The 19,933-nt window shown below is 65.9% G+C and carries 19 protein-coding genes; 15 read left to right on the top strand and 4 right to left on the bottom strand.

Annotation, left to right across the window (positions count from 1 at the left end; all coding sequences use genetic code 11):
• Positions 1–8: 8 nt before the first annotated feature.
• Complete coding sequence (locus FPH17_RS05235) at positions 9–2,489, bottom strand: transglycosylase domain-containing protein (protein ID WP_154878960.1); 2,481 nt, start codon at positions 2,487–2,489, stop codon at positions 9–11.
• A 363-nt stretch (positions 2,490–2,852) separates the two neighbouring features.
• On the opposite strand from FPH17_RS05235, the gene FPH17_RS05230 reads away from it, so the two are divergent.
• The 10 genes from FPH17_RS05230 to FPH17_RS05185 all read left to right on the top strand — a co-directional run bounded on the left by FPH17_RS05230 (position 2,853) and on the right by FPH17_RS05185 (position 12,794).
• Positions 2,853–3,131 carry a WhiB family transcriptional regulator gene (locus FPH17_RS05230; RefSeq protein ID WP_095275337.1) on the top strand — a complete coding sequence of 93 codons (279 nt, stop codon included), beginning with the start codon at positions 2,853–2,855 and terminating at the stop codon, positions 3,129–3,131.
• A gap of 342 nt (positions 3,132–3,473) precedes the next feature.
• Positions 3,474–3,572, top strand: coding sequence for a K(+)-transporting ATPase subunit F (gene kdpF / locus FPH17_RS05225; protein ID WP_095275207.1), 99 nt, complete (start codon positions 3,474–3,476; stop codon positions 3,570–3,572).
• Positions 3,569–5,284, top strand: a complete 1,716-nt coding sequence (kdpA, locus tag FPH17_RS05220; protein WP_095535927.1) for a potassium-transporting ATPase subunit KdpA — start codon at positions 3,569–3,571, stop codon at positions 5,282–5,284. Before kdpF ends, kdpA begins: the two co-directional genes overlap by 4 nt.
• A complete protein-coding gene (gene kdpB / locus FPH17_RS05215; protein WP_154878958.1) occupies positions 5,281–7,335 on the top strand; it encodes a potassium-transporting ATPase subunit KdpB in 2,055 nt (684 codons plus the stop codon). Before kdpA ends, kdpB begins: the two co-directional genes overlap by 4 nt.
• Positions 7,336–7,348: 13 nt before the next feature.
• A complete protein-coding gene (locus FPH17_RS05210) occupies positions 7,349–7,900 on the top strand; it encodes a potassium-transporting ATPase subunit C (RefSeq protein ID WP_154878956.1) in 552 nt (183 codons plus the stop codon).
• A 12-nt stretch (positions 7,901–7,912) separates the two neighbouring features.
• Entirely contained in the window at positions 7,913–10,537 is a 2,625-nt protein-coding gene (locus FPH17_RS05205; RefSeq protein ID WP_154878954.1) for an ATP-binding protein, read from the top strand.
• Positions 10,527–11,246, top strand: a complete 720-nt coding sequence (locus tag FPH17_RS05200) for a response regulator (protein WP_095535931.1) — start codon at positions 10,527–10,529, stop codon at positions 11,244–11,246. Before FPH17_RS05205 ends, FPH17_RS05200 begins: the two co-directional genes overlap by 11 nt.
• 42 nt (positions 11,247–11,288) lie before the next feature.
• A complete protein-coding gene (sp36, locus tag FPH17_RS05195) occupies positions 11,289–11,444 on the top strand; it encodes a Sp36 family protein (RefSeq protein WP_095066741.1) in 156 nt (51 codons plus the stop codon).
• 3 nt (positions 11,445–11,447) lie between these two features.
• Positions 11,448–11,930, top strand: coding sequence for a RidA family protein (locus FPH17_RS05190; protein ID WP_154878952.1), 483 nt, complete (start codon positions 11,448–11,450; stop codon positions 11,928–11,930).
• Positions 11,931–11,981: 51 nt separating this feature from the next.
• The gene (locus FPH17_RS05185) at positions 11,982–12,794 is read left to right on the top strand and encodes an MBL fold metallo-hydrolase (protein WP_095275200.1); all 813 of its coding nucleotides are present in this window, start codon (positions 11,982–11,984) and stop codon (positions 12,792–12,794) included.
• A gap of 67 nt (positions 12,795–12,861) precedes the next feature.
• On the opposite strand, the gene glxR is transcribed toward FPH17_RS05185, so the two are convergent.
• Positions 12,862–13,545: a CRP-like cAMP-activated global transcriptional regulator GlxR gene (glxR, locus tag FPH17_RS05180; RefSeq protein ID WP_095275199.1), complete on the bottom strand. Its 684-nt coding sequence runs from the start codon at positions 13,543–13,545 to the stop codon at positions 12,862–12,864.
• Positions 13,546–13,864: 319 nt separating this feature from the next.
• Between glxR and nth the strand changes: the two genes are divergently transcribed.
• The 4 genes from nth to FPH17_RS05160 are packed head-to-tail and all read left to right on the top strand — an operon-like array spanning position 13,865 to position 17,270.
• On the top strand, positions 13,865–14,698 hold the full coding sequence (gene nth / locus FPH17_RS05175; RefSeq protein WP_154878950.1) for an endonuclease III: 834 nt from the start codon (positions 13,865–13,867) through the stop codon (positions 14,696–14,698).
• Complete coding sequence (locus FPH17_RS05170; protein WP_154878948.1) at positions 14,695–15,285, top strand: TlpA family protein disulfide reductase; 591 nt, start codon at positions 14,695–14,697, stop codon at positions 15,283–15,285. The genes nth and FPH17_RS05170 overlap by 4 nt, the downstream gene beginning before the upstream one ends.
• The gene (locus FPH17_RS05165) at positions 15,282–16,022 is read left to right on the top strand and encodes an NUDIX hydrolase (protein ID WP_095275196.1); all 741 of its coding nucleotides are present in this window, start codon (positions 15,282–15,284) and stop codon (positions 16,020–16,022) included. The genes FPH17_RS05170 and FPH17_RS05165 overlap by 4 nt, the downstream gene beginning before the upstream one ends.
• A gap of 57 nt (positions 16,023–16,079) precedes the next feature.
• Positions 16,080–17,270, top strand: a complete 1,191-nt coding sequence (locus tag FPH17_RS05160; RefSeq protein ID WP_154878946.1) for a MarP family serine protease — start codon at positions 16,080–16,082, stop codon at positions 17,268–17,270.
• A gap of 13 nt (positions 17,271–17,283) precedes the next feature.
• Here the strand turns inward: FPH17_RS05160 and FPH17_RS05155 are convergent, their stop codons facing one another.
• Both FPH17_RS05155 and FPH17_RS05150 read right to left on the bottom strand, forming a co-directional pair.
• The gene (locus tag FPH17_RS05155; protein WP_154878944.1) at positions 17,284–18,057 is read right to left on the bottom strand and encodes an alpha/beta fold hydrolase; all 774 of its coding nucleotides are present in this window, start codon (positions 18,055–18,057) and stop codon (positions 17,284–17,286) included.
• Between the two features lie 29 nt (positions 18,058–18,086).
• Positions 18,087–18,629, bottom strand: coding sequence for a phage holin family protein (locus tag FPH17_RS05150; RefSeq protein WP_154878942.1), 543 nt, complete (start codon positions 18,627–18,629; stop codon positions 18,087–18,089).
• A gap of 251 nt (positions 18,630–18,880) precedes the next feature.
• Here FPH17_RS05150 and FPH17_RS05145 point away from each other — a divergent pair, with 251 nt between their 5' ends.
• Positions 18,881–19,930, top strand: a complete 1,050-nt coding sequence (locus FPH17_RS05145; RefSeq protein ID WP_203085450.1) for a dienelactone hydrolase family protein — start codon at positions 18,881–18,883, stop codon at positions 19,928–19,930.
• Positions 19,931–19,933 lie beyond the last annotated feature (3 nt).

Here is a 19,933-nt window from a genome sequence, read left to right as displayed (position 1 = left end):
GACCGCGCCTACTGCTGGCCGTTTCCGCCGAGGATGTTGCCGATGTTGTCGGCGGCGTCGCCAAGCTGGCGGCCAATATCATCCAGGTTGACCGGTGCCTCCGGCGCCTGGGGCGCCGCCGGGCCCGACGGTGCGGGGGCGGAGGGGGCGGCCGGCGACGGGTTCGCCGGGGCCGCTGCGCCCGCACCGCCTGCGCCTCCGGCGCCGACCGCGCCCGCGCCGGAGCCGCCCGAGCCGTCGGAGGCGTTGATGGTGACCAGGCTGCCGGGGGCAAGGTTCGGATCCGCGGGGACGGCGGAGACGACGCTGTTGAACGGCGCGCCGCCTCCGGCGACCATGTTGACGGTCACCGTGTAGCCCAGGCCCTGGAGCTGGGCGCGCGCGGTGTTCGCGTCCAAGCCGACGACCTGATCAATCGGCCCGCGCCTCGTGCCCTTGTCAAAGGCGCCGCTGGCGGCCGGGATGCCGGCCGCTGCCGCGCCGGGCACGCCGTAGGCGGTTTGGAACCAGGTGCGGGCGGCTTCATTGCCGCCGTACAGGTCGCCGTAGGAGCACTGGCGGACCGGGCCGGTGCACAGCGGGGTGGTCTGGGTGCCGTCGTTGAAGATGTAGGTCGCCGCCGCCATCCCGCGGGTGAACCCGAGGAATGCGGAGGACTGGTGGGACTCGGTCGTGCCGGTCTTGGCGGCGACCGGGGCGTTCCACCCGGACGCGGCGGCGGCGTCCTTCGCGGTGCCGTTCACGGCGTCGCCCGACATGCCCTGCGCCAGCGCATTCGCGATGTCGGGCTCGATCGCCTGCTCGCAGGCGGGGCGGTCGATGAAGACCTCCTGGCCGTGCTTGTCGCGCACGGACCTGATTGGGTTTGGCTCGCACCAGCGGCCGTTGGAGGCTAGCGACGCGCCCACGTTGGACAGCTCCAGCGCGTTCACGGCGGTGGGGCCGAGGACGAAGGCGCCCATGTTCTCGTCCTTGGCGGCCTGGGCGACGGAGCGGTCGTCGCCAAATGAGCCCTCGTCCAGGTAGGAGCGGAGCCCCAGGCGCACGGCAATGTCCACGGTGCGCGCCACACCGACCTGCTGCACGAGCTGGATGAAGGTGGTGTTGGGGGACTGCGCGAGGGCGTCGCGAAGCGAAAGGCGCGGCTTGTACGTGCCCGCGTTCTCCACGCAGTACGCGTCGGGCGGGCAGTTGGCGGCGCCGCCCTTGCCCATGCCGTAGACGACGGCGCGGGTGGGCGTCTCCAGCATGGTGTCCAGACCGTAGCCCTGCTCCAGCGCGGCAGCGGCGGTGAAGATCTTGAACACGGAGCCGGCGCCGTTGCCTACCAGGGAGGTCGGCTGCGGCATGATGGTCTGGCTCTGCTCCAGGTCCAGGCCGTAGTAGCGCGACGAGGCCATGGCCAGGATGTCACGGGAATCCGCGCCCGGCTTGATCACGTTGACCACCTCGGCCACGCCGTTGGTGTACGGGCTGACGTTGTTGCGCGCCGCCTGCACCGTGGACTCCTGCACCTGCGGGTCCAGGGTAGTGGTGATGGTGTAGGAACCGCGCTCAAGCTGCTCCAGGGGCAGGCCCTTGTCGGCGAGGTAGCGCAGCGCGTAGTCGCACATGAAGCCGCTGTCGCCCGCGGTGAGGCAGCCCTGGGGGAGGGTGCGCGGCGTATCCACGATGCCCAGCGGCTTGCCCGCCAGCACGTCGGCCTCGTGCTGGTCCAGGAAGCCCTGCGCGGCCATGTTGTTCAGCACCACGTTGCGGCGCTCGGTCGCCCCGTCTGGGTTGGTGTAGGGGTTGAGGTATTCCACGGACTGGAGCAGGCCGATGAGCAGCGCGGCCTGGTCCGGGGTGAGTTCCTTCGCCGAGGTGTCGAAGTAGGTGCGCGCGGCGGCCTCGATGCCAAACGCGTGGTTACCAAAGGAGACGAGGTTGAGGTAGCGCGTGAGGATCTCGTCCTTGCTCAGCGTCTTGTCTAGGTCCGAGGCCATGCGCATCTCGCGCAGTTTGCGGGGGATCGACTGCTCAGTCGCGGCCTGCGCTTCCTCGTCGTCCTTTGCGTCCACGAGCCAGAGGTAGTTCTTCACGTACTGCTGGTTAATCGTGGAGGCACCCTGCTCCACGCCGCCGGCAAGCACGTTGGTGACCATCGCGCGGGCAAAGCCCTGCATGTCGACGCCCTCGTGCTGGTAGAAGCGGCGATCCTCGGTAGAGACCAGGGCGTCCTTTGCATACTGCGAGATCTTCTCGCTGGGCACCTCGTAGCGGCGCTGGTTGTAGATCCAGGCGATGGGGGTGCCGTTGACGTCCGTCACCGTGGTCACGCCGGGCACCTCGCCGCCCGACATGTCGGAGAGGTTTGACTGCATCGTCTCGTCGGTGCGGGCAATAGCCATGCCGCCGATGCCCGCGACGGGGGCCAGGCAGAGCGCGATTGCGACGCCGGCGGCGAGGAGCGCGGCGAGAAGTTTTCCTAAGGAACTCAGTGCAGACACGCCTTTACCTTAAATGATCGGCGTGCCGCGGGTGAATACATATCTCCCCCCAAAAATGTGACCCATTCGACAGGGGTTGGGGTATGTGAATACACTTACAGGTGCAAAATGCATACAGCATTCCTGAAGCTTATTTGCCAGGTTGCGGGGCCGCGATTGGGAACCTGCAGCAAGGTAACGGTAGGCCGATGTGGGTGCCGCACAGGCTTGACGTAGTATAAATTGCGTCAAGGTGTGAATTATGCACGAACGCCCTCCCGAAAGGAGCCCGCCATGACCACAACACTCGGACGCAACGAACTGCACGCCGGACTGCGCGCAGCCTCTACCACCGCGCGAAAGTGTGACGCAGACGGCAACCTCATGTTTGATCGCGGGGAATGGGTGACCAGGGCGCATTGCCGCAACGGCGATCCGGACGCGCTGTTTGTCCGCGGTGCGGAACAGCGCAAGGCTGCGGCCATCTGCCGCCGCTGCCCGGTGCAGATGGAATGCTGCGCGGATGCGCTGGACAACAAGGTGGAGTTCGGCGTCTGGGGCGGCCTTACCGAGCGCCAGCGTCGCGCCGTGCTGCGCAAGAACCCCGATGTGACCGACTGGGCCGAGTACCTGTCCTCCGGAAAGGAAATCGAAGGGCTCTAACACACGTACGTCTTGCGGCCCCGCTCAACTTTCTGAGCGGGGCCGCACTCTTTTCACGGCTTCTCCCGACGGGTGGAAGTGGGCGCGTAAAGAAAACGTAAAAGTTTGGCAGGTGGGGTGTAAATATCGCGCAAAGAACATGCGGAAGCGACGCTGACTAGCCATAACGTGAGTTGTGGCAGGTGCAATCGCACCGGCGCCTGATTCGCAGCACGTATCGGGCAATCGCTTCAACACATGTTCACATGGAGGACTCTTCCTGATGCTGGACCTTTTCGTCATTGTGGTCGTGTTCCTTACGCTCGGCTGCCCCTCCCTGGTTAATGAGATCAGGAGAGGAAAATGATGAGTACCGTAACCGCGACAGTCGGGCTCATCGTTGTCGCACTCCTCGTGGTCTACCTTGTCATTTCGCTCATTGATCCGGAGCGATTCGCATGATGCACGCAATAGCGGCGGTACTGCCGCAATTCCTCGTCCTTATAGCGCTGCTGGTGCTCGCGTACGTTCCCCTGGGCAGTTGGATGGCGCGCAGCTACACATCCGAGCGGGATTGGGCGGTAGAGCGCGGTATTTACGCAATCCTGCGCGTCGACCCCAGCCGGGGGCACAGCAGTAAAAACTATGCGCGTGCACTCCTCGGATTCAGCCTCGCTTCCGTGCTCGCGCTCTACTTAGTCCAGCGGTTGCAAACGGTGCTGCCGAGTTTCGGCAACGCTCGCGACACGGCGGTCGAGCCGTGGATGGCCTTCAACACCGCGGCGTCGTTTGTGTCAAACACGAACTGGCAGTCCTACTCCGGCGAAGACACGCTGACCAACGCAACGCAGATGCTTGGCCTGACGGTACAGAACTTCGCCTCCGCAGCCGTTGGCATGTCTGTGGCTGCCGCGCTCATCCGCGGCATTGGCCACCTCGGGTATAGCCGCGACACGGTGGCTGAGCAGTCCGGCCAGCAGCTGATCGGAAACTTCTGGGTGGATTTAACGCGCAGCCTTGTCCGCATCCTGCTGCCGCTATCACTGGTCATTTCCACTGTGCTCATCCTGGGCGGCACGATGCAAACCTTCGGGTCCAATCTGGTGAGCGCGTCCGGCGTCGATATTTCGCGTGCGCCGGTGGCAAGCCAGGAAGCAATCAAGCTTCTCGGCACTAACGGCGGCGGTATCTTTGGTGCGAACTCTGCGCACCCGTTTGAAAACCCCACGGGCTTTACCAACATGGTGGAGATCTTCGCACTGCTCGTGATCTCCTTCAGCTTCATCCGCGCCTACGGTGTCATGCTCAAATCCCACAAGCACGCCTATACCCTCCTTGGGGTGGCCGGTGGTCTGTGGGCAGTGATGGTCATGCTGGTGGCGTGGGCGCAGCACACCGTGGTGGGAGGTGCCGCCACTGCGGCCGGAAGCAACATGGAGGGCATTGAGCAGCGCCTCGGCATCGATGCGTCCGCGCTCTTTGCGGTCTCGACGACAGGGACGTCCACGGGTGCAGTCGACTCGATGCATGACAGTTACTCGCCGCTCGGCGGCGGCCTGCTCATCCTCAACATGCTGTTGGGAGAAATCGCGCCGGGTGGCGTCGGTACCGGTCTATACGGCCTGGTGATTGTCGCTGTGCTCGCAGTGTTCATCGGCGGGCTACTGGTCGGTCGCACTCCAGAGTTCATGGGCAACAAGATTGGCCGCCAGGAGATTTCCGCGGTGAGCTTGTACATCCTGACGATGCCGGTACTGGTGCTGGTCGGCGTCGGTGCGTCGGTTGCGCAGCGTGCGCTGGTTGAAGCGTCCGCGACGAACTTTGGCGCGCCGGGCACGCCTGACAACGCCCACGCGCTCTCTGAAGTGCTGTACGCCTTCACCTCGGCGGCAAACAACAACGGCTCCGCCTTCGCAGGGCTGACGGTGACCGAACCGTGGTGGCAGATCTCGCTTGGCGTGGTCATGCTGCTTGGCCGGTTCTTGCCCATCGTGTTCGCGCTGTCGCTGGCCGGCAGCCTTGCGGGGCAGCGTGCCCAAGCAACCACCGCGGGGAGCTTGCCCACGGCTGGCATCACCTTCGCCTTGCTCACGGTTGGCGTCATCGTGCTGGTCGCAGCACTGACGTTCTTCCCCGTTCTTACCCTGGGTCCCATTTCGGAGGCACTCTCATGACTACCCAAACTTTGACACCCCAAAAGAAGCAGCGCAACGACAGCAGCAGTCTCGTGGGCCCGGCGCTGCAGGCGCTGCCCCGGAAGATGTCGCCGCTGGAGCAGTCCCGGAACCCTGTGATGTTCGTCGTCTGGGTCGGCGCTGCGCTGACCACGATGTGGTCCATCGCTGCGCCGAGTGTCTACGGCTGGGTGATCACGATTTGGCTGTGGTTTACCATCGCGTTCGCGGCGTTTGCGGAAGCCTACGCTGAGGGGCGCGGCAAGGCCCAGGCTGACAGTTTGCGCTCGGTGCGTGACGACGCCACCGCGAACCTCGTGACCGACAACGGCATCGAAGTCGTCCCGGCGTCAGAGCTAACAAGAGGCGCGATTGTCCGGGTTGAAGCGGGGGAGACCATCCCCGGCGACGGTGATGTGATCGAGGGCGCGGCCACTGTCGATGAATCTGCGATCACTGGTGAGTCTGCCCCGGTTGTGCGCGAGGCGGGCGGCGATCGCTGTGCAGTGACGGGCGGCACCGTCGTGTTGTCCGACTCCATCGTTGTCACGATCACCTCCGAGCCCGGCTCGACCTTCGTGGATACCATGATCGCGCTGGTGGAGGGGGCTGAGCGCAGGAAAACACCCAACGAGATCGCGTTGAGCATCCTGTTGTCTACGCTGACGATCCTTTTCCTCATCGCCGTCACCGCCCTTGCCCCAATGGGTGTTTTTACTGGCGCTGAACTGTCCCCACTCTCACTGATCGCGCTGCTGGTGTGCCTGATCCCCACGACGATTGCGGCACTGCTTTCTGCGGTGGGCATCGCAGGGATGAACCGCCTGGTTCGCCACAACGTGCTCGCCACCTCTGGCCGCGCGGTGGAAGCTGCCGGTGACGTGGCGACCCTGCTGCTAGATAAGACGGGCACCATCACCTACGGAAACCGTCAGGCAACGGACCTGATCGTGGCGCAAGGCGTCGATGAACTCGAGGCAGCGAACGTCGCGCGCGTGGCTTCGGTCGCAGATGAAACGCCCGAGGGGCGCTCGATTGTCGCATGGCTGACCGAGCACTACGACCTGCCCTCCGGGGCAGGCGAGGAAGAACGCACCGCCGAGGTCATCCCGTTCAGTGCTTCGACTCGCATGTCCGGCCTGGACCTTGCCGGGCGCAAACTGCGCAAGGGCGCAGGAGACGCGGTGCGCCGCTGGGTCACCGAGGCCGGTGGCCAGTGGCCGCAAGAGATTGAGGCGGCAATCACCCAGATCGCGCAGGAAGGCGGGACCCCGCTGCCTGTTGCCGTGGAAGAGGCGGACGAGACTCGGCGGGTGCTGGCAGTGGTGCGCTTGAGCGACGTCGTGAAGCCGGGCATGGCGGAGCGCTTCGCGGAACTGCGCGCAATGGGCATTAAAACGGTGATGGTCACCGGCGATAACCCGCTCACGGCTGCCGCGATCGCACAAGAGGCCGGCGTGGACGACTACATTGCCGAGGCTACCCCAGAGGATAAACTCGCCCGCATTCGGGAAGAGCAGGCACAAGGGCGCATGGTCGCGATGACCGGCGATGGCACGAACGACGCACCGGCGCTCGCGCAGGCCGATGTCGGCGTGGCGATGAATACTGGCACCTCCGCGGCCAAGGAGGCCGCGAACATGGTCGATCTGGATTCGGACCCGACAAAGCTCATCGACGTCGTGCGTATCGGCAAGCAGCTGCTTATCACCCGCGGCGCGCTGACCACCTTCTCTCTGGCCAACGACCTGGCGAAGTACTTCGCCATTCTGCCTGCGTTGTTCTCCGCGCAGCTGCCGCACCTCGAACAGCTCAACGTGATGCACCTGCATTCACCGCAGTCGGCCATCGTTTCTGCAGTGGTGTTTAACGCGCTGATTATCGTCGCGCTGATCCCGCTCGCCTTGAAGGGTGTGTCGTACACCCCCGCTTCAGCGTCCTCGTTACTTCGCCGCAACCTCGGAATCTGGGGGCTGGGCGGCGTGCTCACACCATTCATCGGGATCTGGCTCATTGACCAGGTCGTCGCACTCCTCCCGGGATTGCAGTAGGAAAGGAATAGTCATGCGTATCTATATGCGTAACCTCATCGCCGGTTTTGTGGCAGTACTGCTGTGTACCTTCGCCCTCGGTTTGGCGTACCCGGCGGCGGTGTGGGGAATTTCCCGCATCAAGGTGGATTCGGCGGAGGGGAGCCTGCTCTACCAGGGTGAATGTCTGGCGGGCTCAGCCAAAATTCAAGATGGCATGAGCGAAGGCCCGTACTTCTTCCCTCGCGCCGAGGGCATGAGCAACTACGGTGCGAGTAGTGCGGTGCTGCAGGAGGAGATAGGCAAGCGTCGGCAAGCAATTGCTCAGCGGGAAGGGGTCGCGGAGGGCGAGGTACCGAGCGACGCGGTGACCGGCTCTGGTTCCGGCGTCGACCCTGGGATCAGCCCCGCGTACGCCGCACTCCAAGCACCTCGAGTCGCGCGGGAGCAGGGTATGAGTGTCGCGGAGGTCGAGGAGCTGATTGCCACCCACACTGACCTCGCTAGCCTGGGGATTCTTGGCCAGGACGCTGTCAATGTGACCACGCTGAACATGGCGTTGCCCACGCCACCGCCCTGCGCATAAGAGAATTGACTTATGTCCACGCACTCCACACCCCAGACTTCTAAGCGGGGTCGGCTCAAAATCTATCTTGGCGCTGCGCCCGGCTCGGGCAAGACCTGCGCAATGCTGAGTGAGGCGCACACACTGCTGCGGGGCGGCACTGATGTAGTCGTCGGCATTGTTGAAGATCACGGCCGTGCCTACACGAAGTCGCTGTGCGAGGGCCTCGAGGTCATTCCGCGGCGGCACGTTGGCGCGATCGCCGCCGGTGAGTTGGATACCGAGGCAGTGCTTAGGAGGCGACCGAGCATCGTGCTTATCGACGAGTTCGCGCACTCCAATCCTCGCGGCGAAACGCACGCGAAGCGCTGGGAGGATGTAGAGGAGATCTTGGATGCGGGAATCGACGTTATTTCCACCTTGAACATCCAGCACGTAGAAAGCCTCAACGACGTCATCACGCAGATCACAGGCATCGCGCCGCAGGAAACGGTGCCCGATGAGGTGGTTCGCGCCGCCGACGAGATCGAGCTGATTGACGTCTCCCCGCAACTGTTGCGCACGCGCTTGAGCGACGGCCAGGTCTACCACGAGGCGCGCATCGCACCGGCGCTAAATAACTACTTTCGCGTCGGTAACCTCACCGCGCTCCGCGAGCTCGCCCTGCTTTGGCTGGCAGATCAGGTCGACGAAGCCCTGGCGGCCTACCGTGCCGAGCAGGAGATCACGGAGACGTGGGAGGCGCGGGAGCGGGTTGTCGTGGCTGTGCAGAATGTTGCGCACGCCGAGCTGCTCATCCGGCGCGGGCGTCGCATTGCCACGAAGTCTTCCGCGGAGCTACACGTGGTGCACGTGGTCTTTGGGGACTCTTTCGCATCCGGTACCTCGTCCGTAGCGGGGTCGGCGCAGCAACTGGCAAAGCTGCAAACGCTGGCCCAGGACGTCGGCGCGCGATTGCACCAGGTCACCGGCGACTCGGTGCCAGAAGCCTTGCTGAATTTTGCACGGAGTGTCAATGCAACGCAGCTGGTGCTGGGGGTCTCCTCCAGGGGACGGTTTGAGCTGCACGGCCCCAGCTCTGTGGTGGATGCGGTGGTGCGCCAGTCCGGCAAGATTGACTGCCACATTGTGAACCTGCCTCCCAAACGAACGCGCAGGGTCACTCAGCTCTTTCGCCCACTGCGCTCGGTTCCGCGCCGCGCGGTGTCGTTGGTGGTGGCGGCTCTTGCCTTCGTCGCGTTGACCGCGCTTCTTGTCGCGGCAGATGGCCAGGCGTTGGGCACCGGCACCTGCGCCGCGTTCTATTTTGCACTCATCCTCCTGGTCAGCCTCGCTGCAGACTTGCTCTCCGCAGTGCTGGTGGCGGTGGCGTCGGGACTGGCGGTGAACTGGTACTTCACCCCTCCCATACATACTTTTGACATTGCAGATCCGGCGAACGCGGTGATCGCCGCTGTCATGGTTGCCACCGCGGTGGCCGTGGGGATCTTGGTTCGGAGGACCAAGGGGGAGCGCCACAATGCGCTCGTAGCTGCCCGCGACGCGGAGCTCCTCACCGTCTTCTCCCGCGCAGTGCTCAACCGCAACGCCGACGTGGCACCAATCGACGCGGTGGTGCGGAAAGTCGGCGAAGCGTTTGGATGCCACCGCGCCGAACTTGTTGACGCCTCAGGCGACAGCCTCGCTGTGTGGTACTCCTCGTCTGCGGCACGGGGATCTCAGAGCACTGGCAGCGGGGAGCGAAAACACACTCGTCTCCCTATTCCGCGTTCGGCCCCGGGTAAAAACATCGAGACGGTCGTTCACAGTGAGGACCAGACTGTCGAGCTGGCTCTGGAAGGCCCGGCGTTGTCGGCGCGCGACCGGACCCTGGTCGCAGTCGTCGCTGGGTATCTCGCGGGTGTGGTGCGCGAGGAACAGCTGAGCCAGGAGGCGGCGCGCGTGAACGCGGTGGCGGCGGCAGATGAGCTGCGCCGCGCGCTGTTGTCGAGCGTGAGCCACGATCTACGCACCCCACTGGCTACGGCGAAGCTCGCGGTCTCTTCGCTGCGTAACTCGGAGGTGGAATTCAGCCCGGAGGATAGGGAGGAGCTGTTGGCGGAAACCGCTGCGAGTATTGACCAGCTCACGCTTCTGGTGACGAACCTGTTGGACCACTCGCGTCTGAGTGCTGGTGCGGTGACGGCTCGTCGTGAAGCGGTGGAGCTCTACGAGGTGGCGCACCGCGCGATTGCTTCTTGCGCGTTTGGACATTCGCGCGCGCAGACGCAGCGCTTTGTGCTCGATGAAAGCTTGCGGGGCATGACCTGCTGCGCCGATGCCGCCCTGCTCGAGCGGGTGCTGGCGAACCTGTTCGATAACGCGCTGCGCTACGCGCCAACAGGGGAGATTCTCCTGAGCGCGGCAGTTGTGGACGATCGAGTAGAGCTGACTTTGTCGGACGAGGGGCCGGGGATTCCGCCCGAGAAACAAAAGGACATGTTCGCGGCGTTCCAGCGTCTCGGCGATACCAACAACGACAGTGGCGTAGGTCTTGGTTTGTCAGTAGTTCGCGGGTTTGTCGAGGCAATGCGCGGTACGGTCACCGTCGAAGCCACCCCGGGGGCAACGTTTACCCTAAGTTTCCCGCAGCGGGAAGGAGAAAGCGATGACGAATAGGAAAGTGCGTATTGCGATCGTGGACGATGACCCGCGTCTGCTCAACGCGCTGCGGATCAACTTTAAAGCGCGCGGCTACGAGGTCTTTGTCGCGGGCACTGGCGCAAAGGGGCTGCAGGTCGTCTCGCGCAACGAGCCCGACGTGGTCATCTTGGATATGGGCTTGCCCGACATGGACGGCTCCGTGGTGCTGGACGGGATCCGCGGCTGGTCCGCGGTACCCGTGGTGATCCTGACGGCCCGCGCTGATCCCTTCTTAAGCGCCGCGGCGCTGGACCAAGGTGCCGATGATTACGTGACCAAGCCCTTTTCCATGGAAGAGTTGCTTGCCCGTGTCCGCGTCGCGTTGCGGCACGGTGCGCCGCAGCAGTCCCCGGTGCACCAGAACACCGGGGTCATTCGCGCGGGGGATCTGCGCATTGATATTCCGCAGCACAGCGTGACCAAAGCCGGTGAGGTCCTCCACCTGACCCCGACGGAGTGGGGTGTGCTCACCACGCTGCTCCGCGCGCACGGCGGACTCGTGCGCAAGGAGGATTTGCTAGAGGAGATCTGGGGTCCGGGTTTTGAAGGGCAGGGTCACTACCTGCGTGTGTATGCCTCCCAGCTGCGGCGCAAGCTGGAAGATGACCCGACGAACCCGCAGTTTCTCCTCACTGAGCCGGGGCTGGGGTACCGCTTCGTCGTGCCTGAGCCGACACGAGAATAGAAGCCCCGCTGTCGCGTGGCGCGGCACGGTAGGGTGGTCGCCATGAAGAAATGGGAATACGCCACTGTGCCGCTACTTACTCACGCCACGAAGCAGATCCTGGATACCTGGGGCGAGGACGGGTGGGAGCTCGTCTCCGTCACCCCGGGCCCCAACCCGGATAACGTTGTCGCGTACCTCAAGCGAGAGGTGGAGTAGGCCATGGCAGGATCGTGGACCGCAGCACTCGCCGAGCTCGGCATTGAGCTCCCGCAGGTCGCCGCGCCCGTCGCGGCGTACGTCCCCGCGAAGCGCGTCGGCGACCAGGTCTGGACGTCGGGGCAGTTGCCGCTTATCGACGGCACACTGCCGGCCACCGGCAAAGTCGGCTCAGAGGTCAACGCGGAGGATGCCTACACGTACGCCCGCCAGGCCGCGCTGAACGCGCTCGCCGCCGTGGACGCGCTCGTGGGCCTGGACAATGTCACCCGCATCTCCAAGGTCGTCGGCTTCGTCGCCTCGGACCCGGCCTTCACCGGCCAGCCGGCCGTGATCAACGGCGCCTCCGACCTGATGAAGGAGGTCTTCGGCGAGGCCGGTGAGCACGCCCGTTCCGCGGTTGGCGTTGCTGTCCTGCCGCTGGACGCACCCGTCGAAGTCGAGCTCGTGGTTGAGGTTGCGGAGGGTGCGGAGGGGCGTCGATAAGCGCATGCCCCGTGCTGCGCTGATGGTGCAGGACGCGGTAGGGTTGGAGGCATGAAGCACCCCGCTTACAGTCAGTTGCGCCCTGTGACGACCTCCGCCGCTGTCGTATTGGCGCCCAACCCGAGCTACGCGGCGCTGGAAGGCACGAACTCGTGGGTCATCCGCGACCCGGAAGATGAGTACAGCATCGTCGTGGACCCGGGCCCGGCGGATGAAGGCCACCTCAACGTGCTGCAGGCCAAGGCAGGCAAGGTCGCCCTCATCCTCATCACCCACCGCCACCACGACCACGCGGACGGTGCAGAGCGGTTCCGCCAGCTCACCGGCGCGCCGATTCGTTCGTTTGACCCGCAGTACTGCCACAACGCGGAAGCGCTGCAGGACGGCGAGATCATTTCCCTCGACGGCGTGACGCCGAAGCTGCAGGTTGCGCACACCCCCGGCCACACCCGGGACTCCGTCTGCTTCTTCGTCTACACCCACGAGGTGGAGGACGATCAGCTGGAGGGCATCATCACCGGCGACACCATTGCGGGGCGCCACACCACCATGATCTCCGAGACCGATGGGGATGTGGGCGAGTACCTGGACAGCCTGGAGATGCTGGAGACTCGCGGCGAAAACATCATGCTGCTGCCGGGCCACGGCCCCGAGGGCGAGGACCTGTCCAAGTACGCGCGCAAGTACATTGACCGCCGCAACCAGCGCCTCGAGCAGATCCAGCAGGCGCTCAAGGAGCACGGCGAGGACGCGGACATCAACACCCTCGTCGACGCGATTTATGACGATGTCGATCCGGTCCTCCGCGGCGCTGCCGAGCAGTCCACCCGCGTGGGCCTGCGCTACCTGCGCAACCAGAAGTAACGCCCCGTACAACAGCGACTGCCCCGGCAAGGTGCCGGGGCAGTGTTCGTATTTGGGTGCTCGCGGGCTAGCGGGCGCGGCGAGCCAGGTGCTCGGTGTCCACGATGAGGACGGACTTGCCCTCCAGCTTGATCCAGCCGCGGTGCATAAACGTAGCGAGCGCCTTATTCACGGTCTCGCGGGAAGCGCCGACCAGCTGGGCGATCTCTTCCTGCGTGAGGTCGTGGTTGACACGCAGCGCGCCGCCCTCTTGGGTGCCGAAGCGGTTGGCCAGCTGCAGCAGCGTCTTGGCCACGCGTCCAGGCACGTCGGTGAAGATGAGGTCTGCCAGCGACGCATTGGTGCGGCGCAAGCGGCGGGCCAACACGCGCAGCAGCTGCTGGGAGATTTCCGGGTGGTCCGTGATCCACTGCTTGAGCATCTGCGAGTCCATCATCGCCGCGGTCACCTCGGTGACGCAGACGGCGGAGGAGGTGCGCGGGCCCGGGTCAAAGATGGACAGCTCGCCGAACATGTCGGACGGTCCCATCACGGAGAGCAGGTTCTCGCGTCCGTCGGGGGCGTGGCGAGCCAGCTTTACCTTGCCGTCTACGATGATGTAGAGCCGGTCGCCCGGTTCGCCCTCATCAAAAATGGTGGTACCGCGGGAGAACGTCAGCGTCTCCATCTCTTTGATCAGAGCGGTCACCGCGTCGGCGTCGACGCCCTGGAAAATGCCGGCCTTGGCCAGCGTGTCCTGAATACCTTCCATTGAACCTCCTCGGAACGGCGGTGACTGTTATCCTCTGCGTGGTTTGGGTCACCTAAGTTTTGTTTTTACGGCGTGGTCACAATGGCAGATGCTACCAGTTCATGTTGTGATGGGTGCCATATCCCGGAAAAGTTTCCCTACCGGCAATTTTAGGTTTAGCAAACGTTCAGTCTGCAGCACTAGTGCGTGTTAGTGGGCCTCAACCGATGCGGCTTCGAGGCGTTCCATACCCAGGGTGAACAGGCCGAGGAAGAGGGGCAGGATCGCAACTAAAATTACCGTCATAGGGGCCATGGTACGTGTGCGATAGCATTGCAGCATGTCCAACGTCTCGCTTCCCCCCGCACCGGACGCCGGGAAACCGCTGGCCGGCAAGCTTACGCCGCCGCGGCGCCGCGCACCGGGATCCCACCCGGCGGCGAAGGGGAAGGAGACGGAGCTGGGCCGCACCCGCCGCGCCCGGCGGATCAATCGCACCTTGGCGGCGGCGTTCCCGGACGCCCACGCTGAGCTGGACTTTTCCAACCCGCTCGAGCTGCTCGTCGCCACGGTGCTGTCGGCGCAGACGACCGACGTCCGCGTCAACCAGGTCACCCCGGCCCTGTTTGCCACCTACCGCACGGCGCAGGATTACGCGGCGGCAAACCAGGCGGAGGTAGAGGCGCTGATCCGCCCCACCGGGTTCTACCGCGCGAAGGCCGCCAACTTGATCGGGCTGGGGCAGAAACTGGTCACGGACTTCGGCGGCGAGGTCCCGGTCGCGCTCGAAGACCTGGTCACGCTCCCCGGAGTGGGGCGCAAGACCGCGCACGTGGTGCGGGGCAACGCCTTTGGTAAGCCGGGGCTCACCGTGGACACGCACTTCCAGCGGCTTGTCGCGCGCCTAGCGCTGAGTGCGCAGCGCGACCCGGTGAAGATCGAGCGGGAGATCGCCCAGATCATCCCCGCGAGCGAGTGGACGATGTTCTCGCACCGACTCATCTTCCACGGCCGGCGCGTCTGCCACGCGAAGAAGCCGGCGTGCGGCGCGTGCCCCATTGCGTTCGACTGCCCCGGCTTCGGTGCGGGGCCAACCGACCCGGAGGAGGCGGCAGCCCTGGTCACCGGGGAAGAGCGCGAGCACATCCTGGGCATGCTGGGTGATGCGCAGTGAGGTCGGGCAAGACCGCGGTCGTGGCCAGCGTGGTGGGCGCGCTGGTGGTCACCTGTTTCGTCGTCGCCGGCGCCGTGGCGCTGCTGCGCGGCGGCGGATCGGGTGATGAAGTGCGTGGGGAGGGGGAGACGGGGGCGTCGATAAGCAAGGAAGCGCCCGTGGCCCAGCGGCCCGACTGTGTGGCCGGTGGGGTCGGTGGCGTGGAGCTGCCGTGCCTGGGCGGCGCCGATGTGCCCGGGGAGCGCGCGGGCGTGACGGTAGTTAACGTGTGGGCCTGGTGGTGCGAGCCGTGCCGCACTGAGCTGCCCGTGCTCGAGCGCTACGCCGCGGACCACCCGGACGTGGAGGTCGTGGGCGTGCACGCGGACCGCCAGGCGGCGGCCGGGGCCGGCCTGCTCAACGAGCTCGGCGTGGAACTGTCCAGCTACCAGGACTCCGACAACAGTTTCGCGGGGCAGCTGGGTCTGCCCGGCGTCGTGCCCATCACGGTGGTGTTCCGCGACGGCGAGCAGGTGGGCACGCTCGCGCAGGCCTTCGAGTCGGAAGAAGCGCTGGCCAGCGCCATCGACGGGGTGCTCGGACGATGAGCGAGCGCAAGGAAGGGCAGCTTCTCGACGTCCCACTGCAGCCCCACAAGGCACCCCGCTGGCTCGCGCCGCTGATCGACCGGATTCAACGCGGCACCTACCGCGAGGCGGTGCGCCCCCTCCTGCACGGGCGCACCGCGCCGGAGGACGCGGCGGACGAGGCCGCGGTGCTGATCCTGTTTACCGGGAACGCGGCGTCGGCGACCATCCCGGACGACGCGCACGTGCTCATCACCCACCGCACGCCGCGGATGCGGAGCCACTCGGGGCAGATGGCGTTTCCCGGCGGGCATATCGACGCCGGGGACCGCGGGCCCGTCGACGCGGCGCTGCGCGAGGCCTGGGAGGAGACCGGCCTGGAGCGTTCGCGCGTGACGCCGCTGGCCACGCTGCGCACAGTGACCACGGGCGGCAGCGGACTCCGGGTGCGGCCGGTGATTGCGTACGCGGAGCAGCCGGGCGAGACCTACGTGGCCAGCCCGTTTGAAACGGACGACGTCTTCTTCATCGCCGTGCGCGACCTGGTGGATCCCGCGAACCGGCTGCAGGTGGGGCTGGCCAATTTTGCCGGACCCGCCTTCCGCGCCGGGTGCTACGTTGTGTGGGGCTTTACGGCTATTCTGCTCTCAATACTTTTGGAGCAAGCCGCGTGGGCCCGCGACTGGGACCGCACTTTGCGCGATTTGGACGAGGTGCTCGCCAACTCCGCCAATGGGGAGCCGCGGTACACGCGGTAACCCCCGCGGACCGGCCCCGATGACGCCCCACAACACGAACCAGGAGACAGCAAAACAGTGACCGGATCAGCCATCGTGGACCTCGTCGCGGCGATTCTGGTGGTGGGCAGTTTCGCGGCGGGGTGGCGACGGGGCGTGCTGGCATCCGTGTTCATCGCTGTGGGCAGCGTGGCCGGCCTGATTGTGGGGCTGCTGGCTGCCGCGTACACGCTCGACTTCTTCTCCGGCCGCGGGCTGCGCGTCATCATTTTCCTGGCGGTCGTGGTGTTCTTCGTCGGGCTGGGGAACTTGGCGGGCTCTGCGATTGGCGACGCCCTGCGCGGCGCCCAGCGGTGGCGCCCGATGCGCGTGCTGGATTCCGTCGTGGGCGCGCTGCTGCAGGCGCTAGCCATGTCCCTGGCGCTGTGGCTGGTGTCGATCCCGCTGGTCAGCGCGCTTCCGGAGCAGCAGGGCGCCGCGCTGCGGGACTCGCGGGTGCTGCGCGGGATCGACACCGCAACACCGGACGCGTGGGCGCAGCTGCCCGCCAAGGCGGCCGCGTTGCTGCACGACACCGGCCTGCCGCCGCTGGTTTCGCCGTTGAGCGCCGATGCGAAGCGTGAGGTGGACGCGCCGGACGAGTCGGTGGTGACCGGCGAGCTGGTGGACCGCGTCCGCCCGAGCGTCGTCCACGTCGTGGGCGACTCGGAGACCTGCCACCACCGCCTGATGGGCAGCGGCTTCGTCATCGCGGACGGCTACGTGCTGACCAACGCCCACGTGGTGGCGGGCACCCAGCTGGTCAACCTGGACACCGTGCTGGGCGTGAAGCACGCGGACGTCGTGCTCTACGACCCGGAGGTGGACATCGCCGTCCTTCACGCCCCCGAGCTGGGCCTGCCGGAGCTGACGTGGGCGCCGCGCGAGCTGAAGTCCGGCGATGATGCCGTGGTGATGGGCTTCCCCGAGTCCGGCCCCTTTGAGGCCGACGCGGTACGTGTGCGGACCCAGTTGGAGCTCAGCGGCCCGGACATTTACGCCACTGGCCGGGTGGAGCGCGGCGCGTACACGATCCGCGGCGACATCCGCCAGGGCAACTCCGGCGGGCCCATGTTTACCCCGGAGGGGCAGGTCGCGGGCATGATTTTCGGCACGGACGTGGACGTCGCGGACACTGGCTACGCCCTGACCGGCACACAGCTCCGCGAGGTGATCGGCGACGTCGAGCGCCTCACCGACCCTGTGGACACGCAAACCTGCGCGGTCTAAAGCACCAGGAGTGCTATGACGCCAAGTGCTTCTCGACGCCCCGCACAAACGCCCCCGGATCCCCCGCGAAGGGCAGGGCGTGGAGGACGTGGTTGGCGCCGTCTGCTGGCGCGTGCCGCCGCAGGCGATGCGTGGCGAGGATGTGGGGCAGCGCGTTATCGATGCGCAGCGCCGCAAGCCGGGTCGCGAGCGTTTCCGCTGGGTGTTCGGGGTGCTTGGCGGCGCTGTCGGCCGCTGCTCGCGCGAGGGTGGCGTGAAACGCGCTGCGCCACGCGCGGTCCAGCGCGCCGGGCAGGCGTGTGGCGGTGGCGGCCGCGACGGGGACGGGGAGGCGGCTGAGCCAAGCGGGGAGATGCGGCTCGTTGGGGAGCGTGAGCACGCTGCGGACGAGCTGGGGCTGGGCCTGCTCGAGGGCGCGGGCGATCACGGCGCCGGTATCGGCGGCGACGAGGGCGGCGTTCGCATGCCCCAGGGTATGGATCACCCCGCCGAGGTCGCCGCGCAGGATGCGCAGCAGGTTGCCGCCGCGGTGGGCGGGCTTGTCAGACATGCCGAAGCCCCGCTGGTCCAGCGCGGCAACGTGGTAGCCGCGGCTGGCCAGCGGGGCGAGGGCGTAGCGGAAGTCGAACCAGCCGCCGTACGCGCCGTGGATGAGCAGGACCAGGGGGTCGGCGGGGTCGCCGGCCACGGCGGCGTGCAGGCGCACGCCGCGGGTGTGCAGCATGCGGTGCGCAAACTCCCCCGGCAGGTCAACGACCGAGGGTGACGTCGGGGTCAGGCGGGGCATGCCCGGAGCGGCCCTGGAGGTGAAAGCGACTACTTGGTCACTGCCGTGGAGCCGGTGGTGTGCGCGGCGGAAGAGTACAGGCCGCTGGAATCCTTGGTCAGGTTCTGCTGGGCCTGGCCCGGGCGCAGGTGCTTCAGCTCGCCGACGGACTCAATGGTCTTCTCCGGCGCCTTGATCTTCTTCACCTTCTGCAGGCCCATGAAGGCCAGGATGCCGGCGAGGGCGATCATGATGAGGAAGACGATGAGGAAGGCCCAGCCGCGGTGCATCCAGGACGCGAGCATCTCCGCCAGGGCGAAGAAAGCGAAGAAGCTGGAGTACAGTGCGATGACGCCGGCCACGGCGAAGAGGCCGCCGCCCATGGCGCCCTTCTTGACCTCGCCGATGACCTCGGTCTTGGCCAGCTCGATCTCGCCGCGGACCAGGGTGGAAATCTGCTCCGTCGCGTTGGAGACCAGCGTGCCAATGGAATCCTTACCCGGCTGGGTGGTGTCGGCGTCGCGCAGCGGGATGGAGTCCACCTTGGCAGACACTGCCGTGGAACCGCTGGTGTACAGACCGTCTTTGCTCACTGTTTTTCAAACCTTCCTGCGAGTCGCCTACAAGGCGTGTGGCTACTGCTGCTCTCGCGCGTATACGTACACGTGTGATGCATTGTCCTCCACGACTTTAGCTATAGTCCAGCCTTCGTGCCTGTATTGGGGCCGGAAGGTCGGCGAAACCGCTGCCGCGCAAGTTAGGATTTAAGCCTAAAACATCCTGCAAATGGTCCAAAATGCGCAGATTCTCTCACGGGTGTGAGCGCTGCGTGGGAAGGAATGCGGTGAAGGCCCTCAACGTCCTTAAGGTCCTTAAGGTCCTTAAGGTCCTTGGCAAGGCGCTGGTCGCGCTCCTGGTTGTGCTCGTGCTCCTCGCGGTGGTGATTGTTGGGTTGCGCGCTTACAACCGGCACACCTACCCGTTCGGGAGCGTGGGGTCGTCTTCTGTTGCGGGGGAGGGGGATGGTGGGGCGTCGTTAAGCGTTGCCCCGATCCATGGGGACCAGATCGAAGGGTTCCACATCACGCCCGAGCGGAAGACGCACCCGGGCGTGGTGGTCGTGTACGGCGGCTCCGAGGGCGGTGCGGACCGCACTCGTGCCGAGTGGCTCGCGGGCGAGGGCTACGAGGTGCTCAGCATGTACTTCTTCGGGCAGGAGGGGCAGCAGCAGGGGCTCGCGGAGGTGCCGCTGGAGCAGTTTGATGAGGTCAGCACGCTTATCGACGCCACCGTAGACGGCGACGGGCCAGTGACGGTGGTAGGGACGTCGAAGGGCGCGGAGTTTGTCGAGTTGCTGGCGGCAAAGGGCTTCCGGGTGGACAACGTGGTCGCGTTCGTGCCCGCGAGCTATTCCTACCCGGGGCTGGTGTTCCAGCAGGCGGAGGAGTTGCCGTCGTTTACCTACAAGGGTGAGGCGGTGCCGTTCGCGTCGTTCCGCGCGGGGTCCATGGCGGCCGGGGCGAAGCAGATGTGGGACATGGTGACCGGCTACCCGGTGTCGTACCGCGCGACCTACGAGTCGGCGGCGGAAGCGGCACCGGAGGAGGCGCGCATTGACCTCTCGCACTTCGGCGGGAACGTGCTGCTCTTCGCCGGTGAGGACGACCAGATGTGGCAGTCCGCGGACGCGGCGCGCGAGCTCGAGACGCAGGGTGAGCAGGTGGAGACTCACGTGTACCCGGACGCCGGGCACGTCTTCTTTGCGCACGCGGAGGAGCTGCCGAACGGCTGGCAGATCATGCTCGGGGGTACCCCGGAGGGCAACCGCGCCGCGTACGAGGACTCGCGGGCCGTGTTGCTGGAGCGCCTCGACCAGTGGCACGGGAGGCAGTAGCTA

This window comes from Corynebacterium gottingense, from assembly GCF_007559235.1.
Classification (GTDB): Bacteria; Actinomycetota; Actinomycetes; order Mycobacteriales; family Mycobacteriaceae; genus Corynebacterium; species Corynebacterium gottingense.
Note: the sequence above shows the minus strand (reverse complement) of the source record. Positions and strands in the feature narration are given on the sequence as shown.

What these genes read in the sequence shown, in the direction of transcription:
- FPH17_RS05230 (WP_095275337.1), top strand. Translation starts at nt 2,853, where the DNA reads ATGTTTGATCGCGGGGAATGGGTGACCAGGGCGCATTGCCGCAACGGC.
- kdpF (WP_095275207.1), top strand. Translation starts at nt 3,474, where the DNA reads ATGATGAGTACCGTAACCGCGACAGTCGGGCTCATCGTTGTCGCACTC.
- kdpA (WP_095535927.1), top strand. Translation starts at nt 3,569, where the DNA reads ATGATGCACGCAATAGCGGCGGTACTGCCGCAATTCCTCGTCCTTATA.
- kdpB (WP_154878958.1), top strand. Translation starts at nt 5,281, where the DNA reads ATGACTACCCAAACTTTGACACCCCAAAAGAAGCAGCGCAACGACAGC.
- FPH17_RS05210 (WP_154878956.1), top strand. Translation starts at nt 7,349, where the DNA reads ATGCGTATCTATATGCGTAACCTCATCGCCGGTTTTGTGGCAGTACTG.
- FPH17_RS05205 (WP_154878954.1), top strand. Translation starts at nt 7,913, where the DNA reads ATGTCCACGCACTCCACACCCCAGACTTCTAAGCGGGGTCGGCTCAAA.
- FPH17_RS05200 (WP_095535931.1), top strand. Translation starts at nt 10,527, where the DNA reads ATGACGAATAGGAAAGTGCGTATTGCGATCGTGGACGATGACCCGCGT.
- sp36 (WP_095066741.1), top strand. Translation starts at nt 11,289, where the DNA reads ATGAAGAAATGGGAATACGCCACTGTGCCGCTACTTACTCACGCCACG.
- FPH17_RS05190 (WP_154878952.1), top strand. Translation starts at nt 11,448, where the DNA reads ATGGCAGGATCGTGGACCGCAGCACTCGCCGAGCTCGGCATTGAGCTC.
- FPH17_RS05185 (WP_095275200.1), top strand. Translation starts at nt 11,982, where the DNA reads ATGAAGCACCCCGCTTACAGTCAGTTGCGCCCTGTGACGACCTCCGCC.
- glxR (WP_095275199.1), bottom strand. Translation starts at nt 13,545, where the DNA reads ATGGAAGGTATTCAGGACACGCTGGCCAAGGCCGGCATTTTCCAGGGC.
- nth (WP_154878950.1), top strand. Translation starts at nt 13,865, where the DNA reads ATGTCCAACGTCTCGCTTCCCCCCGCACCGGACGCCGGGAAACCGCTG.
- FPH17_RS05165 (WP_095275196.1), top strand. Translation starts at nt 15,282, where the DNA reads ATGAGCGAGCGCAAGGAAGGGCAGCTTCTCGACGTCCCACTGCAGCCC.
- FPH17_RS05155 (WP_154878944.1), bottom strand. Translation starts at nt 18,057, where the DNA reads ATGCCCCGCCTGACCCCGACGTCACCCTCGGTCGTTGACCTGCCGGGG.